This window comes from Iningainema tapete BLCC-T55, assembly GCF_014698965.1.
GTDB classification, from domain to species: Bacteria; Cyanobacteriota; Cyanobacteriia; order Cyanobacteriales; family Nostocaceae; genus Iningainema; species Iningainema tapete.
On the sequence record NZ_JACXAE010000039.1, the window covers coordinates 10,273 to 32,384 of the forward strand.

The window sequence follows — 22,112 nt, forward strand, 5'->3', positions numbered from 1 at the left end:
GCGCTACCCCTACTTTGTCAACCTGCTACAAAATTGTCAAAGTTAAGTTTTATGCTCCTTAACCAACTGGTTGAAATTAATGAGAAAGGAATTGTCGCCAATTCTGTCAATTTTGGCATGATTGATGACCCACAGATGAATTTGAATCTGTGCGAAGGTTTCATTTTTAACTATGACCCGAAAAAGCCTGAGTTATCGACAGTTGGTATTTTGGATGCAATACGACGCAGCTATCACAGCCGCAATGAGGCGAGTATCCATCTCATCATACAAGATTACGGTAAGGGTAAGTCTCACTTTGCGGTGGTAATTGCTAATTTTTTTAAACAGTCTTTTGAAAGTCCCCATGTGCAGGGAATTTTGCGTCAAGTGAAGATGGCAACATCTGGTAAGGGTGAAGCGATCGCACAATCATTAGAACTCTACAAACAAAACCAACGCCACAAGCACTTGGTAATTTGTTTGAGTGGAGATACTACAGATAACATTAAAAAGCAATTTCTGCAAGTACTTGTTAAAAGCTTGGAAGAAGAAGGTATTCATAACAGCTTAGTACAAAGTACATGCAGTGAACCTCTGCACTACTTAGAAAGTTTGAATGAACAGGATAAAGCAAAAGCACACAAATATCTGCAAAGTATAAACTACTCTGATGGCGATCTCAATTCCCTGATTCGCAAACTGAGAGAAAATAACCCTACTGTTATCCCCACTGTCAAAAAACTTGCCCGTGAAATTACAGGATTTACTCCTGATTTTTCCGCTGATGTAGATATCGAAGCAATCCTCCAAGACCTGCTGCATAATTACTGTACAGGAGAAAAAGCTCGATTCCAGGGTATTTTAATTTTATTTGATGAACTCAACTACTACTTGCAATCTTGGGCATCCGATCAAATCGGCGCAGGCGGAACAGCACTACAAAATATCACTAACATCTGCGAAAACTACAAAGGAAAAATTGCCTTGTTGAGTTTTGCCCAATTTCATCCCAGTAAGGCGTTAGGTATTTCAGCTAATGCAATACCCAGCTACGAGAAGATTGCTAGTCGCCTTGCTCCTAAAGATGGCAAAACTTACGATAACCCAGTTTCTAGCTTAGAGTTAGTGTTGGATAACTTAATAATTCAACAAGAAAAACAACCCTCTTGGCAAGCATTTACTCAGCGTTGGAACAACACTCTACTTGCAGAAGCTCGGACTGCTTTCGAGCAACGAATTAAAATTTATAGAGAAAAAGGCTGGAGTTTAGAAGATTTTTATCGCCACCTTTCTCAAGGTTGTTTCCCCCTCCATCCACTAACGGCATACCTTTTGTGCAATCTTGACTTTACCCAAGATCGGACTGCTATTCAATTTATCAAGGGTTATGTCAAAAACTTTATTCAAGATGAACCAGTAGAAAAAGTAGGAAAACTTAACTACATCTATCCTATTGCTCTTGTCGATACTTTTATTGAAAACTTCTCCAAAGAATCGGTTTACACTCATTACAAAAAAGCTTTGACTCTCGTTGCTGGTGCTGATGATCCTGATGATGAATTAGCTGTACTCAAAGCTCTTTTCTTATTTTATGCTAGTGGCGAGAAACTTACCAAGTCAGATAGAGAAGAACATCAAGAAATTCTGGCAAGTCTAACTGGATTGCCAAAATCCAAAGTTCAAGCAGCATTAGATAAACTAGAAAAGACGCGAGACATTATTTACTATCGTCCAGAAACTAAGCTTTATCGCTTCTTTGAAGGAATTAATCCTACAGGCATTGAAGCAGAAATTGAAGAAATAATCAAAGATAAGCAAACTTCTGTCAACGATGTTGTTGTTCACTGTCAGTCTAAGATTAAAGAATACCTGGGTGATTTAACTATTACTGCTACCAAGTTTGTCAAGGACAACAAATTGGTTGGAGAAGACTGGCAATTTGAGTATAAAATATATAGTATTGATAAATTGATTAAGGCACTGGATAGCAACCAAATACTGAGAGACATCAAAGAAAAGGGAATTTTGGCATATGTGTTGGCAGAAACTCAAGAAGATTTACAAGAGTTTCGCCTCACAATAGGCGATCGCTTGTCCAAATCTCCTATAAAAAATTACATTGCCATTGCCATTCCAGCGGAGGAAACTGGAAATTTAAGCCGTGTGCTGCTGAAAATTAAAACTCTCAAAGAACAAGAATCTGCTCAAAAACGTTTGTTTGGAGTTGCTTACGAACAACTTCTCCAACGTTGGGAAGATCAAGTGAACACCCAGCTAGAAAGATTATTTAAATCCTGTACCTATCACTGTATAGTACTGGAAAAAATTCCCCTTGCTGAACAAACCAAACCGCAACGAGTCATCAGCGCCCTGTTACAAGAAATTTATCCCTTTGTCCCTCCTGTGGATGAAGTTGAGAAGATGCGACAAGATCATCCTACAGGTAAGAAAATTGTTGCATGGACTGCTAAACAAATTTTACTCGCAGATACTTTAAGTAAACAAACTTTTCCTGACAATTCTTTCACTACCGTCATCGATCAGATTTTTTGTCGGTTATGGCGTTTATTCAAGAAAACGTCTGATACATACATTGTTCAAGAACCTATCCATGAAAAAATCCGCGCTGGTTGGGATAAAATCTCCCAACTAGCAGACTTACAAGGAAAGCCAGAATTAGTTATTAATCTGGAAAAAATTTGGAAAGCTCTCAACGAACCACCCTACGGTTACAGTGAGTATAATTTCACTATTTTGCTTGCAGGATGGCTAGCTTACCACCGCAAAGAAGTTTCTCTTCGAGGAACAGTGGCACTTTCATCCAAGAAAGGAAGCGTGCAGGTGAAAACTCAATCTCTCAAAGACTGGGGAAACACAGATATTTTACAAAACCCCACTAACTTTGTTCAAGACTGGATTGTTAAAGGCAAATCTCAACTGATTCGTCGTCAAAAGGCAGAAATACCCACTTTGCCGCCCTCTCCAATGAACTACGATTTAGCGCAGCAGTATTTAGCGGCGGTTGAGGCATTTCTGGAATCAAATGAAGCCGAACCTGAAGCGGATGAACTTATCAAGAAAAAAAAGCAGGTTAGTGCTGGGGTTGAGAAAATTAACACTTGGTTTCAACCAGTTGAAAAAGCAGAAAAACTTTCTGATGGCACAATGGAAACACTGCTACAACTTTACCCCAAGTTACGCCTCTCCCCGCCAGCGATTGATATTCGCGCAAATGTCATTTCAGTGCAACCGACAAGACAACAAAGCGATCGCTCATTACGCGCACTGCAAACTGTAAAAGAGAAAATTGCCTTACTGGTTGAAGAGAAAAGTCAGCTTGCTCAGAAACTCCTAACGGCAGACGCTTGTAATAATTATAAACTAGATATTCAGCGATTTATTGACCAAATTACTCAGTTTCCCGACCTTCCGCCTCATTTCTTGGAAACTTTACAAACCGCCTTTCGTACTGCCGATCGCAAGCAAAGAGAAGTCAGCGTTCAAGCCCAAGAACAACAAAAACTCAACGAAGATACGCAAGTCATGCAGGCGATTCGGCAATACACGTCTGCATCTAAAACCAGCACTATTTACTTGTGCGAACAAGCAATCAATGATGTGGAAACGACTAGAAACCGTTTACATTACCCAACTAATTATACATCAGAAATTGACGAAATTCTTAATTCACTTAGAGCTAAAATAGTAACTTTTCATCAGAGGTTAACAAGTTTACCGACTCGCATTTATAGAGTAGATAGTCTCAAAGATATCAATCGAATTAGCACGGAATGTGCTGAATTAGATTTAGTCTTTAAAAATTCTGCTGATTACCAGACATATCAAGAACTAAAAGAAGAAATCCAACTTTTGGTAGATGACTTAGAAAGATTGCAAAACCTAGAAATGCGCTGTCAGCAATGTGATAATATTGCCAGTTGTCATGCGGCATTGGCAATGATTGGCAGTGAAAGGGGAATTTTGCAGCCTCGCTTCAGTACGAAACTCTCTGATTTGGAAGATAATCTACGGCAAAAAATCCAAGAATATATTACAGAACTAGAAGAAGTAGAAAACTTAGAAAACATCAATACAGCAAAAGAAGCGCAAAAACGCCAAGAAGAATTACTGAAAAAATCAGCGCGTTACTTAAACTCTGAGGCTGAAGAAAAGTACAATACCATTAGTTCAGAACTAAAATTGCTGATTGAGCTATTGCAAATATTTGAGTTAGTGAATGTAAATACTTTAGAATCTTGTCAAGCTCAGTTAGATAGATTGCGGCAGTGGGAAAATGATACTCAAGTGACTACTAGATTAGGCGATCGCCTTAATTCCCTCTATACCGAATTAGAACAAAAACAAGCAGAAATCATACAGCGACAACAAGCCGCAGCCCAAAAGTGGCTACAAGAATTAGAAACCGAAACAGCCAACATCAACCAATTACTTGATGATACTGCAAAACTTGAAGCAGCCAGCGATATTTTAGAACAAATAGAAACAGAAAAATCGCAGTATATTAACTTCTTAACTCCTCAACAACTAGAATTGTTAGAAAACATTCAACGTCAATGCATTGAGGAACAGGAGAAAGACACAGTAAATCAAATTGTGGTGTTATTCCGTTCGCTGACTCTGCGACTACGACAGAGTTTGTACGAGAGGTTAGCACAGTATCTCTCAGATAAAACGGAGGATGAAAATGGCTAAACAAAGCTTTGGTCTGTTCGACCCTCCACCACAAACAAGCAGTAAACTGGTAAACGATGATAAATTTATTGTACTCGATCCTACAGAGTTATACGAAATACCCTCCAGCTATATCCCCATTACAACAGATGTGGAGTGGATCGAGTCTTTTGGCGTGAGTTCCTCACCTTGTTGGGTTAAAGGTGAACGACTATGCAAATGGGCAGAAGCATGGTTGCGAGCATGGCACAAAATGGATGCGAACATTGAAATTAAACAAGATCCATCAGTGAAATTAGCAGCTTTGTTTCATCCCCTACCTTTACCACAAGAGTGGACTGACAAAAAACAGCTACTGAATCTTGTTACTAGACTCGACTCCTATCCCCAAGACAAACCAATCGCTTACCTGCTGTGCGACATCACTGGTAGCGATATCTGGCTCGGCGAACCTTCAATTGAAAATCTTGCCGCATGGCTAGCAATCCAAGTACCAGAAGAATGTAAACCTTTAGAGCAATGGCAACAACAGTTTCAACACGAGTTAGCAATCTACTACCAAACTGAAGATAAATTATTACTTCTGCGTCGCTGGCTTGGTATAGCTGAAGAAGTGATTACAGAATTAGGCAAGTATCCCCTGCCAATTCCCGATTTGATTGCAGATGATTTTGATAGATACTGGGAAGAACAGCTTTTGCGCACGGAAGGCAGAGTATTAGATAATCTTACACCTTCCCACCAAGCTGGTATGGAGCGGATTGCAACAATTGCCCACAAAGTTTTCCAAAATCGACCTAACTGGATTGATAGAGCGAGGGAAATAAAAGTTGCTCCTTTTCTCAACACCAGACAGAGGCAAGAACTGGCATCTCGCCAATCTCCTCTTGAACCTCAACCCCTGGCGCTAGATGCTACTCCAAAACTTGCTCTTGCTTGGGTTAGTGAAAGTTATCTCCCCTTCCGACGCTGGGAAATAGTTGTTCATCAACCCCCCGTTGAGCAAAGAATTAGCGATCGCTTGGCGGATAGTTTTGTCGAGTGGATGCTCTTGCATTACCCCCAGATGAAGGTAGACTCGGTAGAAAATTCTCATCTCAACTATAGCGTTGCATCTTTAGTACAAAATCTTTGCCAATCTAGTCCTGTACTTTGGGTTGTGGTTGATGGATTAGGATGGTTAGATCACCAAGAACTCTTGTCGTTGCTGACAGAAAATTACCAATTTGGGGTGGAATGCATCGAACCTCGTTTTAGTATCTTGCCAACTAAGACTGAGTATGCTAAGTGGAGCTTGTACGCTCAACTTTTGCCTAGTGATTCTTCTTGGGTTGCTGATGCTGGCAAAGCTTTCTCAAAAATGGGCATGGGTAAGCGTTATACTGATAATCATATAGCACAACTGCGCCAAGACTTAGGTTCGGGTAAATGCAAGCTTTACTGCTGGGATACAGAACAGTTTGACAAACTGCATCATACAGAAAGAGATTGGCAACATCTTTACAATGTTAAACGTCTCTCTAGCTTAGAAGGTATTGCTAGGGAAATTCAGTCTTTCGTAGAAGCATACCCTAAGCCGGAGCTAATTAGAGTTGCGATCGCCAGCGATCATGGTCAAATTATGGGTGTTTGCGAAAAAATCACTTACTTTCCCCAAGAATTGGAACCGCAAGGAAGAATAGCAATTGGTAAAACAGACGATCCTCGGTTTGTGGTGTTGGAGCGAGAGCGTTACGGTCTTCCCCATGATATTAGTATTGTCAGAGGTTCCGCTAGTATGTCGTCTTTGAGCTACACGACTAACAAAAAAATCATTGGTTCTCACGGTGGACTTTTTCCTGAGGAAGTTGTCGTGGGTGTATCTGTGCTGCGAAAATTCGTCCAACATCTTCGTGTCATCATCGTTTGTCGTGGTGAAAGCAAACCCGGAAAATCAGCCGAACTGGAGATTACTATCGATAATCCTAACTCAGTACCGCTTACAGAGCTTTACCTGTACATTAATGAATTGCCCTCTTTTGCTAGGACTTTAGAACAAATAATTCCAGCCAATCAAAAAGAAACCTTCAACGTCACAATTCCTGAAGTGCCTTCTAAATATGTGAGCGATCGTAATGCCTTATCTCAGGAATTAACATTATCTGGCGAATTAACCTTTAGATTGGCATCGTCGGTTATCAGCACTCACCTCGCACCAGAGTCTAAAATCATCATCAACCAAATGTTTATTAATAAAGGAATTGATATAGATGAATTCTTGTGAAGCAATAACCTATAATAATCAATTAGTTAGTGATGTTTTTGGCAATCTCAGTATTGATAAAACCAGACTGCCATCCAGTGGACTTAGTGGAATTGGTGTGCCTAGTTTTGTAGCTGAATGGCTATTAGATAAAATAGTGCCTGGTTCAGGAGCGCTGACAGCACAAGAATTAGAAACAGTCAATAACTTTGTTAAAAAAGCATTTCCCCGCAAAGACGATCGCAACGAAATCATTTTTGATTTGACTCAAGGAGAAGTGCGAAAACTTATTGCCTTGTTGCAGGTAAGAATCAAATTAGAACAAAATGGACGAGTTATTCCCGAACCATTAGCACAAATACCAGTCCTCAATTTAACCGAATGCAGTATTTCTACAGAAATTGTAGAACGCTACAAAATGCTCCTACGTCATGGAGTATGGGGAAAAATTAGCCTTGCTATGCTGAGTAACGGTAAGGTAGAAGTCATAGACTTTGAACCCTTCCAATGTTCTCAAGTTAACCTGCAATCTTATGCTGATTGTCGAGCAAAGTTTAATACACAAGAGTGGCGAGATTTACTTTTTTGTTCAATGGGCTTTAACCCCCAGCATCCGAGTTATAATCAGGAAGCAAAAACATGGATACTAGCAAGATTACTGCCATTAGTGGAATCTAATTATCACATCATGGAACTAGCTCCTAAAGGAACTGGTAAAAGCTTTGTTTTTGAAAATATTAGTAGTAAAGTGACCTTGATTAGTGGTGGTAAAGTTACTCCCGCTCAGCTATTTATTAACGGTAAAACTAAAGAGGTAGGGTTATTAGGTCGTCACGATGTTGTTGTGCTAGATGAAGTTCAAAGTTTAACTTTTGATAATCCGTTGGAGGTCATTGGTCCATTAAAAAATTATCTTGCCAGTGGTCGTTACAATCGTTCTGGCTTTGCGGATATTTCCAGCGACTGTGGATTAGTGATGCTAGCAAATATCGAATTAAATGAGGAATTACGACCTCGTAATGAAGAGAATTTAATTGCTAACTTACCCAAGTTTTTTGCGGAAACTGCATTACTAGATCGGATTGCTGGCATCATTCCTGGTTGGGAAATTCCCAAGTTTCAAAGAGAAATGGTTGCATCTCAAGTTGGTTTAAAAATGGATTTCTTTGGGGAAGCACTACTTTCTCTGCGCCATGATAATCGCTTTATATTATACGCACAAGAACATACTCAATTTGAGCAAAATGCAACTATTCGTGACCAGAATGCTATCCTCAAGTCAGCATCAGGATTTCTGAAAATTCTCTATCCCCATTTAGAGTTAACATTAATGGACTACCAGCGTGATTGTTTAGAACCCGCTCGGAGACTACGCCAAGCAATCCGTAATTCGTTATATCATCTTGATGATGAATTTAGACAGGGGGGTATAGAGATTTATGTTGAGGTAAAGTGATGAGAAACAGTAAAATTATCTCATGGTGGGTGAAAAGACCTTTTTTGTCTCACGCAAAGTCGCAAAGTCGCAAAGAAGAACGCTAAAAGATGTGGTCTAAATGAGTGAAACCTGTTGTAAGATATCGTATAAAGCTTGATGCATTCATGAAGTATATATGGCTATTTTTGTTACGCTTAGTCCAGAATTAGAAGCATTACTGCGCGACAAAGCTGCAAGGCTTGGTCAAGATGTTGATATTGTTGCATCCCAATTGCTAACCAATGCTTTAGAGTGGGAAGTACAAGACTCAATTGAGGCGATAAAAGGTATTCAGCAGGGGTTAGATGATTTTGAAGCAGATCGGTTTCGTTCTTTTGATGAATTTGCTGAGGAACAGCGTCGCAAATATAACCTACCATCTGATTCATGAAATTGGCACGTCCACAAAGATAACTTGGTAACTGTTCACCATACATTCTTAAAATTTATCTTTTGTGAACCATTGATAAACCTTAACACTAATAGCATAGCCAATCAAAAGACTTAAACTAACAGTCAGTAATGCACCCAACCATAAGCTAGCGACTGAGGTTTGATTTTTTCCTTGATCAAGGTATAGAGATAATGTATTCGTTACAGGTTGGGAAACTATTTGACCAACAGCAATGGCTGCACCTACACCTGTGAGAAGTTGTCCCAGTTTCGCTTGCCGATCTCGAATGGCATCTTCACTCATACTAACTTGGGTTTGGACACTAAGCATTAGCTTTTCATAAAGTTGAATACCAGGATTGAGAAAGCCAATATTTGCTTTCATTTGCTCTAGATAAAAAGCAATGTCTTGCTCGAACTCCGCAAAAAACATAGGAACTTTTTGTCCTATTTTTTGTTCAATTTGTTCGATACATTCTCGATAATTACTCTGATGAACTTCAACCAATCTAGCTTGGTCTTCAAGAAAGGAAAGGCGTTTGTAGTAATTAAGAGATTCTTGAGGAAGCTGGAGGAGAGAGAGTCTATCCCATTTTCGTTTAGCGTAATCTTCAGTCAGTCTTTCAATGGCTTCGTATTGCTTGGCAAGTATCTTTTTTAAAATCAAGCTTTGGGAGTAGAAAAAATTAATTTTATGATAGCTCAGTAGTAAATTTTGCAATATATTATAACCTGTATTAGCTTGGTTCTCTACTTGCTCGTCTTTATAAAGAAAAACACAGGCTAATTTTTTAGATTCAATTGAATATTCACCAAACTGATTGAGGGTGACTGTTTGGGGATAAATATAAAAAGGACAATCTATAAATTTATTAACAATGAGTTCGTTGGTTGAGATGGTTTTGCTGTAGTAATGACTTAAACATTCTGCTGCGATGGAGTCTGTCGATTGAGAGTGAGATTGCGCCGTAAGAATGCCAGCTAAAATAACTGTTTGTCCAAGTTCAACATCAAGGGTGTTCAGGTGTTCACCCAAATTTGCAAATAATTCAAGGGGTTGCTCTCCCTGTACTGAAGGAACATATCTGGTTAGACGTAGAAAGTAGGTATCATTGAACCGACGAGCAGCAAGGCGACTGTGAATAATACCACTTTCAAAGTACAGTCGGTCATTGTTCTTGCGGCATTCTGGCGGAACGTTGGAAAAGTCCAGAACAGTTCCATAATATTCTTTTTCAATAGAAATTAATTGCACAATATCTGAGCCACTTCTTCCCGTGCTGCTGATCAAGTGAGAAGCTATTTTATTTAAATTATCATTGAATAATTTTCGCCTTTCTTGCACAGCCTCTGGGGACTCATTAATACCATTCCGCAGCATATAATAATATAGATGCAGCGTGGGAGATACAATTTTGACTGTGAGGCTATTTTGAGTTAGAGGCATTTTGATTTCTTTGATTATTTTGACTTATAACTTCCTTCGCCCAAAGTTCCAAATATTTCCCGATATCACGCCCTTCGTTTGTGAGAATTCTTTTCGTTTCAGCTTCATCATCTGCTTCCTCACTAGGATCGCGGGATTTTTTGACAAATATATCAATGCCATCTTCATCAAGTTTGTCGTATATGTCACCCCACCATTCTTGTAAATTTTCATTTTCTGGTAGTTGACAAAATTTGGCAATGTGATTTGCCATCACCGCCGGATTTTGGAAATCTTCTTTTGGGAGTGTGGTTAAATAGTTAGCGATCGCAAAACGCGCTTCACTACCTAATTTCTTCTCTAGTTCGGTGTCGGGTGAAGCCAGGATTTGCTTAAAAGCTTCACACATGAAAAAATCTGTGTCTTGGATATCACTGTAATTCATTTTCTAACAACCAGTTAATATAAATGCTGCCCAGTAATAAGGATTCTCGAAAGGAATGTCGTGCAAACGCTTCAGCGCCCTCTCCAAACGAAACTTTTCTTTTGGTTCTAGTATACTCAAATCCCAGGTCTTTGCTCGTTCTCTGAGTTCCTCTGCGGTGCAGCGACGTAGCCAGTTTTGGGCATTTTGCAAGGCAACGGCTTTATTATCTATTGTTTCTAATTGCCTGTAGAACTCATCGAAGAGGAAGGCGGTAGCAATGGAGTTCACTTTCCACTGACTGCCAATGACTGCTTTTGCACCAGCTAGCAAAAAGCTTGTTGCTAATCCCAAATGTTCATCGCTGGGTTGAAACGCATCTACAAGCCCTGTACAGCAAGCGGAGAGAGTGACTAAATCTGCGTGAGGCATCTGCAAATCACTAAAGATGCTACTTAAGGTTAAGTTCTCATCGTTGTTTTGTGAAAGCATGAGATAGGAGTCTAGAGGATTCTCGAAATTGTACTCAGCATGACCGGAGAAATGGAAACAATGGTGACTTTCTGCAAACTGTAAAACCTGTGCTTTTGATGCTTGTTGTCCTGTAAGAATTTGATGTTGAATAAATTGTCTGCGCTGGCGGATGCTTGATACTTCTGCTTTAACAAAAATTAAATCTTTATCTTGTGTTGGATTTTCTACGCCAATTAATGTTTTTCGAGAACGTTGGCGATTCTGACAAATTTTCCAAACTTGAAGATTGGGAACGTAGCTGACTGAAAAGCGGTCAATCAAGCGCTGATGGTCATTTATCCATAAGGCATGAATAGGAAAGAAGTGTAAGTATTGGTGAGGAATAATAATGAGATGCTTAATTTCTGAAGGAATATAGTTTAGCAAATCTCTGAATTTAAGCTGGTCAGAAATTAGGTCAATTAAGTGGGATATTTCTCTGATTTTTATATCAACTTTTTCCTGATTTTTTTTGCTTTTTGCAGCGATACCAGTTACCCAAGCTTGTGCAAAACTTTCTAAAGAAGCTTGTTTGAGTAGTAAACTGAGGGATTTGGGTATAATTGGTGATTCTGTCCCTGGTAGAATCAGTATTGTTACCAATTTTTGGTCAGTGAAGAAGAACTCTATGATAGCTGTGTCTGAAGGCAGTAAAGCTTGAACTTCTTTGTAGGTTATAGGAGAAACCTTTGTTTTTGCAATAAACTCTGGTTCGACAACAGCAACTTGAACATACAAATTTTCTAAGGCTTCTTTAGCTTCACTCCACTTTCTCTCCAGTTCCTCTAGCTGTTGCTCGTCTAAATTTCTGCTAATGGCGTTGGTGTATTCCTGTAATCGCCTCCGTTCTGTTTGCTTTGCCTGGTTAATTTTTTCAGCCAGTTCTGATGTCACTGTTTTTGGTAAGGGCATATCTTGCTGCGATATTCGCTCTACCAGATAGCGGTTTCTAAAGATTTCTGCATAAAACAACGCACTTTTAAAGTCTTCTGTATTAATAGCAAAAGCAACAATACGTTTATATATCTCCAAATAGGAGTTCATTAAAGAGCGTCGCGTGAGAATGTCACGACCTTCTTGCAGTTTGTCCAAACAAGCAATTATGCGCTGATAACAAAACTTAGTTTTTTTATAATTATTAACGGCAAAATATTCATCTACTGTTTCTTTAACTCGCGCCACTTGAAGAAATAACAGTAGATCATCTTCTCTTTGAGTTTGTCCATCAGTAACAGAATCAATTTCTGCCAAAATCTCAGTTACTAAGTGGTGAGTATATGCTGATTGACTAGTGTGATGAAGTGTTCTTAGTTCCTCGATAGCCTTCAGGTTGCCAATGCCAATTTTCTTCAAAATCTCGGCACTCTGTCTGCGGACAGAATAAGAATTACTAGTGTTCAGCAGTTGTATCAGTGCCGCGATTGCTTGTGCATTGCCACTGGCGATGTTCTCCAAACTTCGCGCCGCTTGCCTGCGGATGTACTCATTTTGTGTGCTACCGAGCAGTTGTATCAGTGCTGCGATTGCTTCTGGATTGCCACTGCCGATTTTCGCCAAACTTCGCGCCGCTTGCCTGCGGGTTTCCTTATTTTGTGTGCTACCAAGCAGTTGTATCAGTGCCGTGATTGCTTCTGGATTGCCAGGGTCGATTTTCGCCAAACTCTCAGCCGCTTGCCTACGGGTGTCCTTATCTTGTGTGCTTCCAAGTAGTTGTTTCAGCGCCGCAATGGCTTCTGGATTACCAGGGTCGATTTTCGCCAAACTCTCAGCCGCTTGCCTACGGGTGTCCTTATCTTGTGTGCTACCGAGTAGTTGTATCAGCGCCGCAATTGTTTCTACATTGCCACTGCCGATTTCTGCCAAACTTCGCGCCGCTTGCAGGCGCGTGACTTCATCTTGTGTGCTACCGAGCAGTTGTATCAGCGCCGCAATTGTTTCTACATTGCCACTGCCGATTTTCGCCAAACTTCCAACTGCTTGCCTGCGGGTTTCCTCATTTTGTGTGCTACTAAGCAGTTGTATCAGTGCCGCGATCGCTTCTGGATTGCCAGGGTCGATTTTCACCAAACTTCCAACTGCTTGCCTGCGGGTGTCTTCATCTTGTGTGCTTCCAAGTAGTTGTATCAGCGCCGCAATGGCTTCTGGATTGCCAGGGTCGATTTTCGCCAAACTCTCAGCCGCTTGCCTGCGGGTGTCTTCATCTTGTGTGCTACCGAGCAGTTGTATCAGCGCCGCAATTGTTTCTACATTGCCACTGCCGATTTCTGCCAAACTCTCAACCGCTTGCCTGCGGATGTCTTCATCTTGTGTGCTACCGAGCAGTTGTATCAGCGCCGCGATTGCTTCTGGATTGCCAGGGTCGATTTTCGCCAAACTCTCAACCGCTTGCCTGCGGGTGTATTCATCTTGTGTGTTATCGAGCAGTTGTATCAGTGCCGCAATTGCTTCTGGATTACCAGGGTCGATTTTTGCCAAACTCTTAGCCGCTTGCCAACGGGTGTATTTGTCTTGTGTGCTACCGAGCAGTTGTATCAATGCCGCGATTGCTTCTGCTTTACCACTACCGATTTCTGCCAAACTCTCAACCGCTTGCCAACGGATGCCTTCATTTTGTGTGCTATCGAGCAGTTGTATCAGTCCCTTGATGGCTTCTGGATTGCCACTGCCGATTTTCGCCAAACTTCGCGCCGCTTGCCAATGGGTTTGCCAATCTTGTGCGCTACCCAGCAGTGCAATGAGTCTTTTGATTTCTGCATCATTTTTCTTTGGATCGCTTTCAAAAGGCATATGAACTATGTAACTATAACAGCTTGGAATAACAAGACTGCACTGATTGTAGTAGTTTCCCTGAGTTGCAGTGAGGCATTGTTACTTGCGTTAAGCTGATTATAGCGTTGGCAAAGGTTTAGCATTCCTCATTTGTCAACAACGCTACAAATTTTCCAGATTCAGCCACCAAGAAAAACATTTTGGGGGATTTAACCAACTGTGACTAAAGTTGACGAACACAAAATTTGGTTTGACAAAGGCGTATCACTCCTAGAGGAGAAAAAATACGCACAAGCCCTCGACTGCTTCCAAAAGGCTATTGATATTCAACCTCACTTTATTCCTAGTTGGGTTTACAAAGGTATATCCTTAGAGCAATTGCAGCGGTACGATGAAGCTATAGATTGCTATACTCTGGCAATTCAAATCAATCCTAACGTGGCTGACCTTTGGTACAACAAAGGGGCAACATACTGTATAATGAAGCGCTATCATGACGCTCTTACCTGTTTTGATAAAGTTCTGGAGATAGAACCATTACATGCTCTCGCTAAAACAACGCGATCGCTTGTTATAGTGATGCCATCAATCATTCCACTCACTCCCAAGAAACCTGATAAGAATAATAATCAAGAAGATTCCAGCAGTGAGGAAGTTGAAATTCCTATTCCTATACAGAGGCATCGGCAATTGCAGGATGAAGTGGGAAAGTTTTTTGAGACAGAGTTTGAATAATTAAGCTGTAATAAATCGGCGTTGCTGAATGAGAAACGATTAAGCTTTATTCTTCTTGAATTGAATCTTCCACTGGAGGATGCCGACCAATTTCCTTGTCAGCTGCACGAATATTGATAACCCGTTCTCGATTCAAGGCTAATGCACTAACAGTTGCTCGTCCAATCGGTGTCAAACCCATAATCAACAGTCTATCCGCAGACCAGATGAAATGCTCACGCCAAAGATGTTGTCGAGGATTAAACAGCGGGACTTCTTCGTTTGATTGTGGATCGGTTGCCTTGAGTCGATTTGTCTTCCTGCGATTGCAGTGAAAACAAGCCAACGCTAAATTCTCCAAATTATTTGTTCCACCAAGCGACAATGGTATAACGTGATCTACTGTAAAGCACACATATTGCCATAGTTCAGATGCATGACAGTACTCACACAGGTAATTAGCGCGTTGACGCACTTGCTCTTGAACGGATTGCTGGAATTTTGCCACGAGAAGACACAACTACGATGCTTGCTGAATTTGGGTGAGAGACAGATTACGAATAGTGCGATTAACAAAGCTTAGGTAGTCATCAATTTCTTCGTAGCAATCTAGTTCTTGTTCTTCTTGTGCGCTCAGTGGGGCATTTTGCTGTTTTTCCAATAATTCTTCAATACGATTTTGAACAGCGCTAGATGCCCGAAAGATGGGTATGCCTTCTGACAATTCAATCCGAACTGCACCCTCTTTCGGTAGGCTTGATGGAAGATTTTTGAGTTTCGGTGGTAGAGGAATGGTCATGCCAGATAAGTGTGAATCAATCGGTGAATAGTTTGATTGTAACTGAAGGGTTGGGATACTGTGGAACGCGAATAACACCCGGTAAGCTAAGGTATGAGCAAGAAGCGATCGCCTGTTTAAAACATTTTATTACTTGTAAGTGCCTTATTAAATCCTCTCAATCCCATAACCTTTGAATAGGATAAGCATCAAACTTGTCATCTCTACTAATCAAAACAAGGGAGTGATTGATGGCTTGAACAATCAACATTCTATCAAAGGGAGCGCGATGATTTGATGGAAGAGTAAGCAGCTTTCATACTACATATATTCAGCCAAATCTTCTAATGGTTCATCAAAATCATCTGAGATAATGATTTGACCTGCCCAACTACCATAACCCCGCTCTGTTTCCATCTTTTCCTGAGATTGTTGATTATTTGGATATTTTTCTTGTAAATATTCTGCATAATGTAATAGTTCTCTCTTGAGAGACTCAGGCAGACTAATAACGACTTTCCATAAAGCTAGCTCGATAGTCATAACTTTTATTTTAACCAGATCGAGAAATAAGTATCTAATAAAAAACTGTCATTTATTTCATGATTATATCAGATTGTCAGCAATCGTAGTCTTACGACGATTGGCTTTTAGCTAGGCTAGAAGTTCTAAGTCCAAAGCCACACTATGCTGACCCCAGCAATGGCAGTTAATAAGTAGTTCTACAAAATTACGCCAACTGACAATTAAAGGCGGTAGCAGTAACAAATGTTGACACCAAGGAAAACAGATGGGTCGTTTTTCCTTGGCGATCGCGCTTGCCTCAAGTATATTAGTTACTGTCAAACCAAACTTCTAAATCTCTTGCCGAAGTAAAATCTAGTAATGCCTCACCTAAATTCTCTAATTCAGTAGTTGACAAATTTTGAATACGCTCTTGCTGTTGAGGAGGTAGCATCCCAACACGACGGCTAAGTAGGCGTAAAATCAGTGCCACAGCTTCCTGTTTCTTTCCTTGTTCGATTCCTTGTTCCATCCAACTGGTAACAATCTGCATCACTCCCTCCTGTTGTCTTTGTTCAATGCTAGCAAGTTGCTCAACAAACAGTGCTGTTTCTTGAGCATTTAGTTTGAGGTAGGTGTCAATAAACCCAGAAATTAACTGTACTTGTGCAGGGTTTAATCCCAAACTAGCAAGTAATTGTAGTGATAATAGCTTAACTCGATGACGTTCAGCTTTATCCATCTGCATCTTTGCCATTAAGGCACTGGCTACGGGATTTCTCTTGTTGACAAATTCCTGCCAATGTAATTGATTTAGCTGGATGACTGAGTAATTGAACTCCAATACAGTCTTGCCAAACAACTCTATACGATAGGAATTTGGTTCTATCTTGGTAGGTGTATCGTAAGAATAAATGACAATAGGATAAATGGGAAGAGCATATTTTTCGCGCAAGCGAGCAAAGTAGGTGAACATCCGCTCATTGAAATTAGTTTGAGAGTAAGATTGATGTTCAATATGGATGATAAACAAAGCATCCTGACTTTTAAATGATGCTTGAACGATTAAATCAATAATTTTCTTTTCTCCCTCAGTCACATCAGTAACAACTTCTTGTGGTAAGAAGCGGAGCGAGTTTGGTTGCCAGTCCGCACTAATTTCAGGAAAGAACAATTCGATAAACTCAGGGAAGAAGTTACTGAGGAGTTGTTTAAATAGGCGGTCGTGTTCAATCATTGAGGAATTTTACTACCATATGTGTATAGAATAGAGTATGTTGCTCCGTAGGTCAAAAAGATTTCACTAACTGCGTACACTGAATGTCTTCCCGCAGGTTATACCATTTCACGTTAATGGCGATACAGATAAATTTTGTAGAGACGCGAAATTTCGCGTCTCTACAGATCTGGATTTATATCAAGGTTTTTGTGAAACGGTATTAGACATGAAGAATGCGTTCGCGCAGCGTCATGAAGTGAAGGTCAAACGTGGAAAGTTGACTTGAACTCAGCGATGGAGTTGAAAAAATGCTACACGTACAGTTGGTAATTGCCTCAATGGTGGTGGCTTTGGTGTCACCGATAGAAAAACATCTTTCCCGTCACTAGAGTATGACGACTGTAATTGCCAGACCTTCATCCTTACTTGGTAGCATCAAAGTTGAAAAGGTAGATGTTTCTCATCTTTTCAAATTTAATGATGAACGTTTAGTTCAGTTATCACTACATAACCATGAACAATACTCTAGTATTTTTTCTAAACTTTAATTAACTTTGGATATAAAAAATACATCATAATGCATAAGTTAAAGAGTGTTAGAAATAAGCTTTTACCAAGTCATCCCGCTTCAGACGAGATGTTAAGTACAATAACTGTTCTTTTTGGAATGAAACAGTAAAATTTTTAGCACTGCGAATATTGGATGTGAGGGTAATTTTTCATGCGAAAATTCATAACACTATTCTTTGTGGTTCTGTTTGTACAGCTAGGCTTGTTTTTCTCACAACTAGCATTGCCACAGCCTGGTACTGCACAGCAACAAAGCAGTAATAAATTATTTGGAGTAGTTGCGTTTAATATCGGGGCACAACCAACACGTAACCCACCGAAACCGGAACGTGTGAATTTGTTGCAGCAAATCGGGGCGAAGATAGTTCGCCTACCACTATCCTGGCATTTAATGGAAGCAGCAGGCAAAGGCATAACTCGACAATGGTTTTGGGATGAACTAGAGGCGGATGTAGCTGCTGCTGAAAAAGCAGGAGTGAAGCTGATTATTGAATTTGGACAGACTCCCTGTTGGGCTTCGTCTGCCCCAAATAAACGTTGCACCGATCCGACTTATAATAAATATTTGAACTATCCGCCTACTAACTATAATGATTACGCAGACGCTATTGCTCGACTCGTGGAACGCTATCGTGGTCGAGTTTATGCTTGGGAATTATGGAATGAACCTAATGGTGTTAAGTTCTGGAAACTTCTCGGTCCCCGTCCAAAAGCTAGTAATGATTCCTCTAACACCTTTATCGCTCTTGAAGGTGCATCGCAATACGCAAACCTGGTAAAAGCATCGTACTCTAAAATTAAGAATGCCGATCCGCAAGCTATAGTATTGGCAGGATCAATAGCCGGTGGAGATATTGCTTATCTCAACGAAATGTACAAGGCTGGTGTCAAAGGTTACTTTGATGCGCTGTCGATGCACCCTTATACAGAGACTTACAAAGTAAATTATAGCAGCCCTTCCTATGGCAAGAGATTTGGACCAAATGAGTGTCCTACAAATATAGAAGCAGCTAGAATTTGGTGTTTTAAGGATGGTGTTGAGGGTATGCGACAAGCTATGCTAGCACAGGGCGATGATAAGCCGATCTGGTTCAGTGAGTTTGGTTTCAGTAGCACCACAACATGGAACGGTGTTGGGCTAAATAATCAAGCAGAATACTTGCTGGAGGCGATCGCACTGATTAAAAACTGGAGTTACGTTCCGGTAGCATGTTGGTATGAACTAGTAGATAAATCTGCTAATGATGAAAGTGAAACACGGTATGGGCTTTTCGATTTTGAACAAAAGATAAAGCCTGCCGGTGAAGTTTTCATTCACAATACATAGTTCACAACTAATTTCACTTTTCCTTCTAGGGAAATTTATGTACAGACGCGCCGAAAGTACGTCTGTGCCTTCTTAATATTTGCTAATAAAAATTCATGCGTCCACAAAAAAACACCTATTTTAGTCCTACCCAGGCACAAAGGCGTCACAACTGGCTACACTTATTAGCATGTAGTACGGTACTATTTATGAGTACATCGGCGTCTGCGCAAATCGTCCCCGATCAAACGTTAGGAGCAGAAAGTTCGCGCTTCACTCCTAATGTCACTAACTGTGCTTGCCCAGATTCTATTGCTGGTGGTGCTAGACGGGGTAACAATCTTTTTCATAGTTTCTCTCAATTTAATATAAGTAATGGGCAAAAAGTGTATTTTGTCAACCCATCTGGAGTGCAAAATATTCTCACAAGGGTGACAGGTGGGCAAGCATCGAATATTTTCGGCACTTTGGGTGTGGAAGGCACGGCAAATCTATTTCTCATCAATCCCAATGGCATTTTGTTTGGTCCCAATGCTCGTTTAGATGTACGTAACTCGTTTGTCGGGACGACAGCGAACGCGATTCGCTTTGGGGAGCAGGGCATCTTTAGCGCTACAAATCCAGAAGCACCACCGTTATTAACGATCAAACCTTCGGCATTGCTATATACTCAAATTAGCAACGCAAATATTACCAATCAGGCTTCGATCAAAGCCTTTTCAGCTTTAGATGGAGGGCTGACGGTGCCGGAAGGAAAATCATTGCTTCTTGTTGGCGGCAATGTAATTATGGATGGTGGCAAAATATCTGTCTGGAGTGGACGCATTGAGTTAGGCGGCTTGGCGGGAATTGGGACTGTTAGTCTCAACCCGGAAACATTTGAATTGGGCTTTCCGGCAAATGTACCTCTGGCAGATGTGATCTTAAATAGGGGACGGGTAGCAAGTAACAATGGTGGAAAACTCAACATTAACGCCGGAAACATCAAAATAGCTAACAACAGTCAGCTGTTTATCTCCACAAAAGATGGGCTTGATGCACAGATGAATCTGCAAGCGCAAAATTTAATCGATATTGAAAACAGTGCTTTAACTAACTCAGAGCCTCGTCTTTATGCCATCGATTCACAAAACGCAGGTAAACTTGATGGAGGAGATGTCCATATACAAGCGCGATCGCTTTTGGTACGAGACGGCGTAGGGGTACGAACCGGTTCCTACGGCACAGGTCGAGGTGGTAACATGATGATCACAACAACCGATGCAGTGGAAGTATTTGGCGCTCGACCAGGTGGACAAACGGGTTTAGGGACACCAACCAACGGGCCTGGGCGTGCAGGCGATCTGATCATAAATACGCCTCGCCTTTCGATTCGTCAAGGAGGAATAGTTGCCAGTTCGGCGTTAGGAGGTACGGGGCGTGCCGGCGATGTAACGGTGAATGCAGATACAGTCGAGGTTAACGGTACAGTGTTTTTCCCTAATGTCTCTCAGCTATACCTCAGTATTCTGCGCTCAGAAACATTTACCAATGGAGATGCCGGAAACTTGACTATTAATACCCGTCGCTTGAGTCTCCAAGATGGTGGATTGGTTTCTACTAGAGCTTTTGCCAATAGTAAAGGTCGAGGAGGCAATTTGACAATCAATGCATCAGAAGCTATCGAGGTAGTGGGGATATCGCCCTATAACCGATTTGTTGTCAGCCTTCTGACAGCACAAACTGATAGTTTTGGAGATGCGGGTAATCTTACTATCAACACCCCTCGCCTTTCGATTCGTGATGGCGCAGTTGTTTCCACTTTAGCAGATTCTCGCAGTTCGGGGCGAGGTGGAACTTTAACTGTCAATGCATCAGAATCTGTGGAAGTGAATGGTACTTCCTTTTTGGATGGTAGTAGCAGCCGCTTATCTTCTAGCACTAGTGGAAAGAACAACGCGGGAAATTTAACTATCAATACACCGCAACTGCGCGTATCAAACAGTGCTCAAATTACCGCTTCAACTGATTCTCAAGCTAGAGGTGGCAACATCACACTGAATAATTTACAAAAACTACAACTGGACAAAAACAGCTTAATTACAGCTCGCTCTACCAAAAACGGACAAGCAGGAAACTTACAAATCGACGCTCAAACAGTTAACCTCCAAGGGCAAAGTGGGCTATCAGTCGAAGCAACACAGGAAGGTAGAGCAGGGAATTTGGTAATGAACACTAGATATCTGAACGTTACCGAAGGTTCTCGCGTCAGCGTCAGCAGTCCCCAAGGTAGAGCAGGTCAACTTGATATTACCGCCAATGTCGTCAAACTCAATCAAGGCAAACTTACGGCGGAAACTGGAGAACAAGGAGCGGAAATCACTTTACGCGATCTTAATTTTTTACTCTTACGGAACGGCAGCCAAATCAATGCCAGCGCTAATAACTACGCCCAAGGAGGCAACATCACGATTAATGCAGATTTAATTATAGCAGTTCCCAAAGAAAACAGCGACATCACAGCAAATGCCTACTCAGGCACTGGTGGTCGAGTACAAATTAATACTCAAGGTATCTTCGGCATCCAGTCGCGTTCACAATCTACTGACAACAGTGACATCACTGCTAGTTCTACCTTGGGCGTCGCGGGTGTGGTTAATATTTATCTACCTGACCCAATTACTCTGCAAAACAGTCTTACCCAATTACCAACCAATATCATTGATGCTAACGCGCTGATTGCCAATAGTTGCATATCTAGACGTAATCATCAATCTAGTAGTACTTTCTTCATTACCGGTTCTGCTGGCTTACCAGAGCGTCCTGGCGATGCCCCTCTTTCTCCTTATCCTACTGGAACTATACGCTCTATACCAACTGAAGGTAATATAGCAAGCATTACCACTTTAACTAGCTTAAGCCGTACTCAGAAAAATTTACAGCCGATTGTTGAAGCCCAAGGTATTTATCGACTAGCAAATGGTGATTTGGTGCTGAGTCGAGAGTGTCCTTGAAATTTATTTTCAGAGTGCGAATGAATTTAAACAGGCTTTGTTGAATCTGTTTTAGCAGACAAGAACGTAGAAAAACAATCTGTAATCATTTTGACGTGTGTATGCAGTCG

The 22,112-nt window shown here is 41.0% G+C and carries 16 protein-coding genes; 7 read left to right on the plus strand and 9 right to left on the minus strand.

Annotated elements, in window-relative coordinates; translation table 11 throughout:
- Positions 1-51: 51 nt before the first annotated feature.
- The 4 genes from ICL16_RS09725 (at position 52) to ICL16_RS09740 (ending at position 8,784) form a co-directional block, all read left to right on the plus strand.
- The gene (locus ICL16_RS09725) at positions 52-4,695 is read left to right on the plus strand and encodes a coiled-coil domain-containing protein (protein ID WP_190826790.1); all 4,644 of its coding nucleotides are present in this window, start codon (positions 52-54) and stop codon (positions 4,693-4,695) included.
- The gene (locus tag ICL16_RS09730) at positions 4,688-6,937 is read left to right on the plus strand and encodes a hypothetical protein (RefSeq protein ID WP_238360694.1); all 2,250 of its coding nucleotides are present in this window, start codon (positions 4,688-4,690) and stop codon (positions 6,935-6,937) included. The genes ICL16_RS09725 and ICL16_RS09730 overlap by 8 nt, the downstream gene beginning before the upstream one ends.
- On the plus strand, positions 6,924-8,372 hold the full coding sequence (brxL, locus tag ICL16_RS09735; RefSeq protein ID WP_190826792.1) for a BREX system Lon protease-like protein BrxL: 1,449 nt from the start codon (positions 6,924-6,926) through the stop codon (positions 8,370-8,372). The genes ICL16_RS09730 and brxL overlap by 14 nt, the downstream gene beginning before the upstream one ends.
- A gap of 157 nt (positions 8,373-8,529) precedes the next feature.
- Positions 8,530-8,784, plus strand: coding sequence for a hypothetical protein (locus ICL16_RS09740; protein ID WP_190826794.1), 255 nt, complete (start codon positions 8,530-8,532; stop codon positions 8,782-8,784).
- A 48-nt stretch (positions 8,785-8,832) separates the two neighbouring features.
- Here ICL16_RS09740 and ICL16_RS09745 read toward each other — a convergent pair whose 3' ends face one another.
- The 3 genes from ICL16_RS09745 to ICL16_RS09755 are packed head-to-tail and all read right to left on the minus strand — an operon-like array spanning position 8,833 to position 13,936.
- Positions 8,833-10,233, minus strand: coding sequence for a hypothetical protein (locus ICL16_RS09745; RefSeq protein WP_190826796.1), 1,401 nt, complete (start codon positions 10,231-10,233; stop codon positions 8,833-8,835).
- Complete coding sequence (locus tag ICL16_RS09750; protein ID WP_190826798.1) at positions 10,214-10,657, minus strand: hypothetical protein; 444 nt, start codon at positions 10,655-10,657, stop codon at positions 10,214-10,216. The genes ICL16_RS09745 and ICL16_RS09750 overlap by 20 nt, the downstream gene beginning before the upstream one ends.
- 3 nt (positions 10,658-10,660) lie before the next feature.
- A complete protein-coding gene (locus ICL16_RS09755) occupies positions 10,661-13,936 on the minus strand; it encodes a HEAT repeat domain-containing protein (protein ID WP_190826800.1) in 3,276 nt (1,091 codons plus the stop codon).
- A 201-nt stretch (positions 13,937-14,137) separates the two neighbouring features.
- Here ICL16_RS09755 and ICL16_RS46725 point away from each other — a divergent pair, with 201 nt between their 5' ends.
- The gene (locus ICL16_RS46725) at positions 14,138-14,653 is read left to right on the plus strand and encodes a tetratricopeptide repeat protein (protein ID WP_190826802.1); all 516 of its coding nucleotides are present in this window, start codon (positions 14,138-14,140) and stop codon (positions 14,651-14,653) included.
- Positions 14,654-14,699: 46 nt separating this feature from the next.
- On the opposite strand, the gene ICL16_RS09765 is transcribed toward ICL16_RS46725, so the two are convergent.
- The 6 genes from ICL16_RS09765 to ICL16_RS46730 all read right to left on the minus strand — a co-directional run bounded on the left by ICL16_RS09765 (position 14,700) and on the right by ICL16_RS46730 (position 17,553).
- Entirely contained in the window at positions 14,700-15,140 is a 441-nt protein-coding gene (locus tag ICL16_RS09765) for an HNH endonuclease (protein ID WP_190826804.1), read from the minus strand.
- Between the two features lie 12 nt (positions 15,141-15,152).
- A complete protein-coding gene (locus tag ICL16_RS09770) occupies positions 15,153-15,431 on the minus strand; it encodes a hypothetical protein (RefSeq protein ID WP_190826806.1) in 279 nt (92 codons plus the stop codon).
- Positions 15,432-15,731: 300 nt separating this feature from the next.
- The gene (vapB, locus tag ICL16_RS09775) at positions 15,732-15,953 is read right to left on the minus strand and encodes a type II toxin-antitoxin system VapB family antitoxin (protein ID WP_190826808.1); all 222 of its coding nucleotides are present in this window, start codon (positions 15,951-15,953) and stop codon (positions 15,732-15,734) included.
- Between the two features lie 111 nt (positions 15,954-16,064).
- Positions 16,065-16,256 carry a hypothetical protein gene (locus tag ICL16_RS09780; protein ID WP_190826810.1) on the minus strand — a complete coding sequence of 64 codons (192 nt, stop codon included), beginning with the start codon at positions 16,254-16,256 and terminating at the stop codon, positions 16,065-16,067.
- Positions 16,243-17,151 carry a DUF4351 domain-containing protein gene (locus ICL16_RS09785; RefSeq protein WP_190826812.1) on the minus strand — a complete coding sequence of 303 codons (909 nt, stop codon included), beginning with the start codon at positions 17,149-17,151 and terminating at the stop codon, positions 16,243-16,245. The genes ICL16_RS09780 and ICL16_RS09785 overlap by 14 nt, the downstream gene beginning before the upstream one ends.
- A gap of 270 nt (positions 17,152-17,421) precedes the next feature.
- Positions 17,422-17,553: a hypothetical protein gene (locus ICL16_RS46730; protein WP_273038629.1), complete on the minus strand. Its 132-nt coding sequence runs from the start codon at positions 17,551-17,553 to the stop codon at positions 17,422-17,424.
- 301 nt (positions 17,554-17,854) lie between these two features.
- On the opposite strand from ICL16_RS46730, the gene ICL16_RS09790 reads away from it, so the two are divergent.
- Together ICL16_RS09790 and ICL16_RS09795 are read left to right on the plus strand one after the other, a co-directional pair.
- Positions 17,855-19,030, plus strand: coding sequence for a cellulase family glycosylhydrolase (locus ICL16_RS09790; protein WP_190826814.1), 1,176 nt, complete (start codon positions 17,855-17,857; stop codon positions 19,028-19,030).
- Between the two features lie 95 nt (positions 19,031-19,125).
- Positions 19,126-22,002, plus strand: a complete 2,877-nt coding sequence (locus tag ICL16_RS09795; RefSeq protein ID WP_190826816.1) for a beta strand repeat-containing protein — start codon at positions 19,126-19,128, stop codon at positions 22,000-22,002.
- The last annotated feature ends 110 nt before the right edge of the window (positions 22,003-22,112 follow it).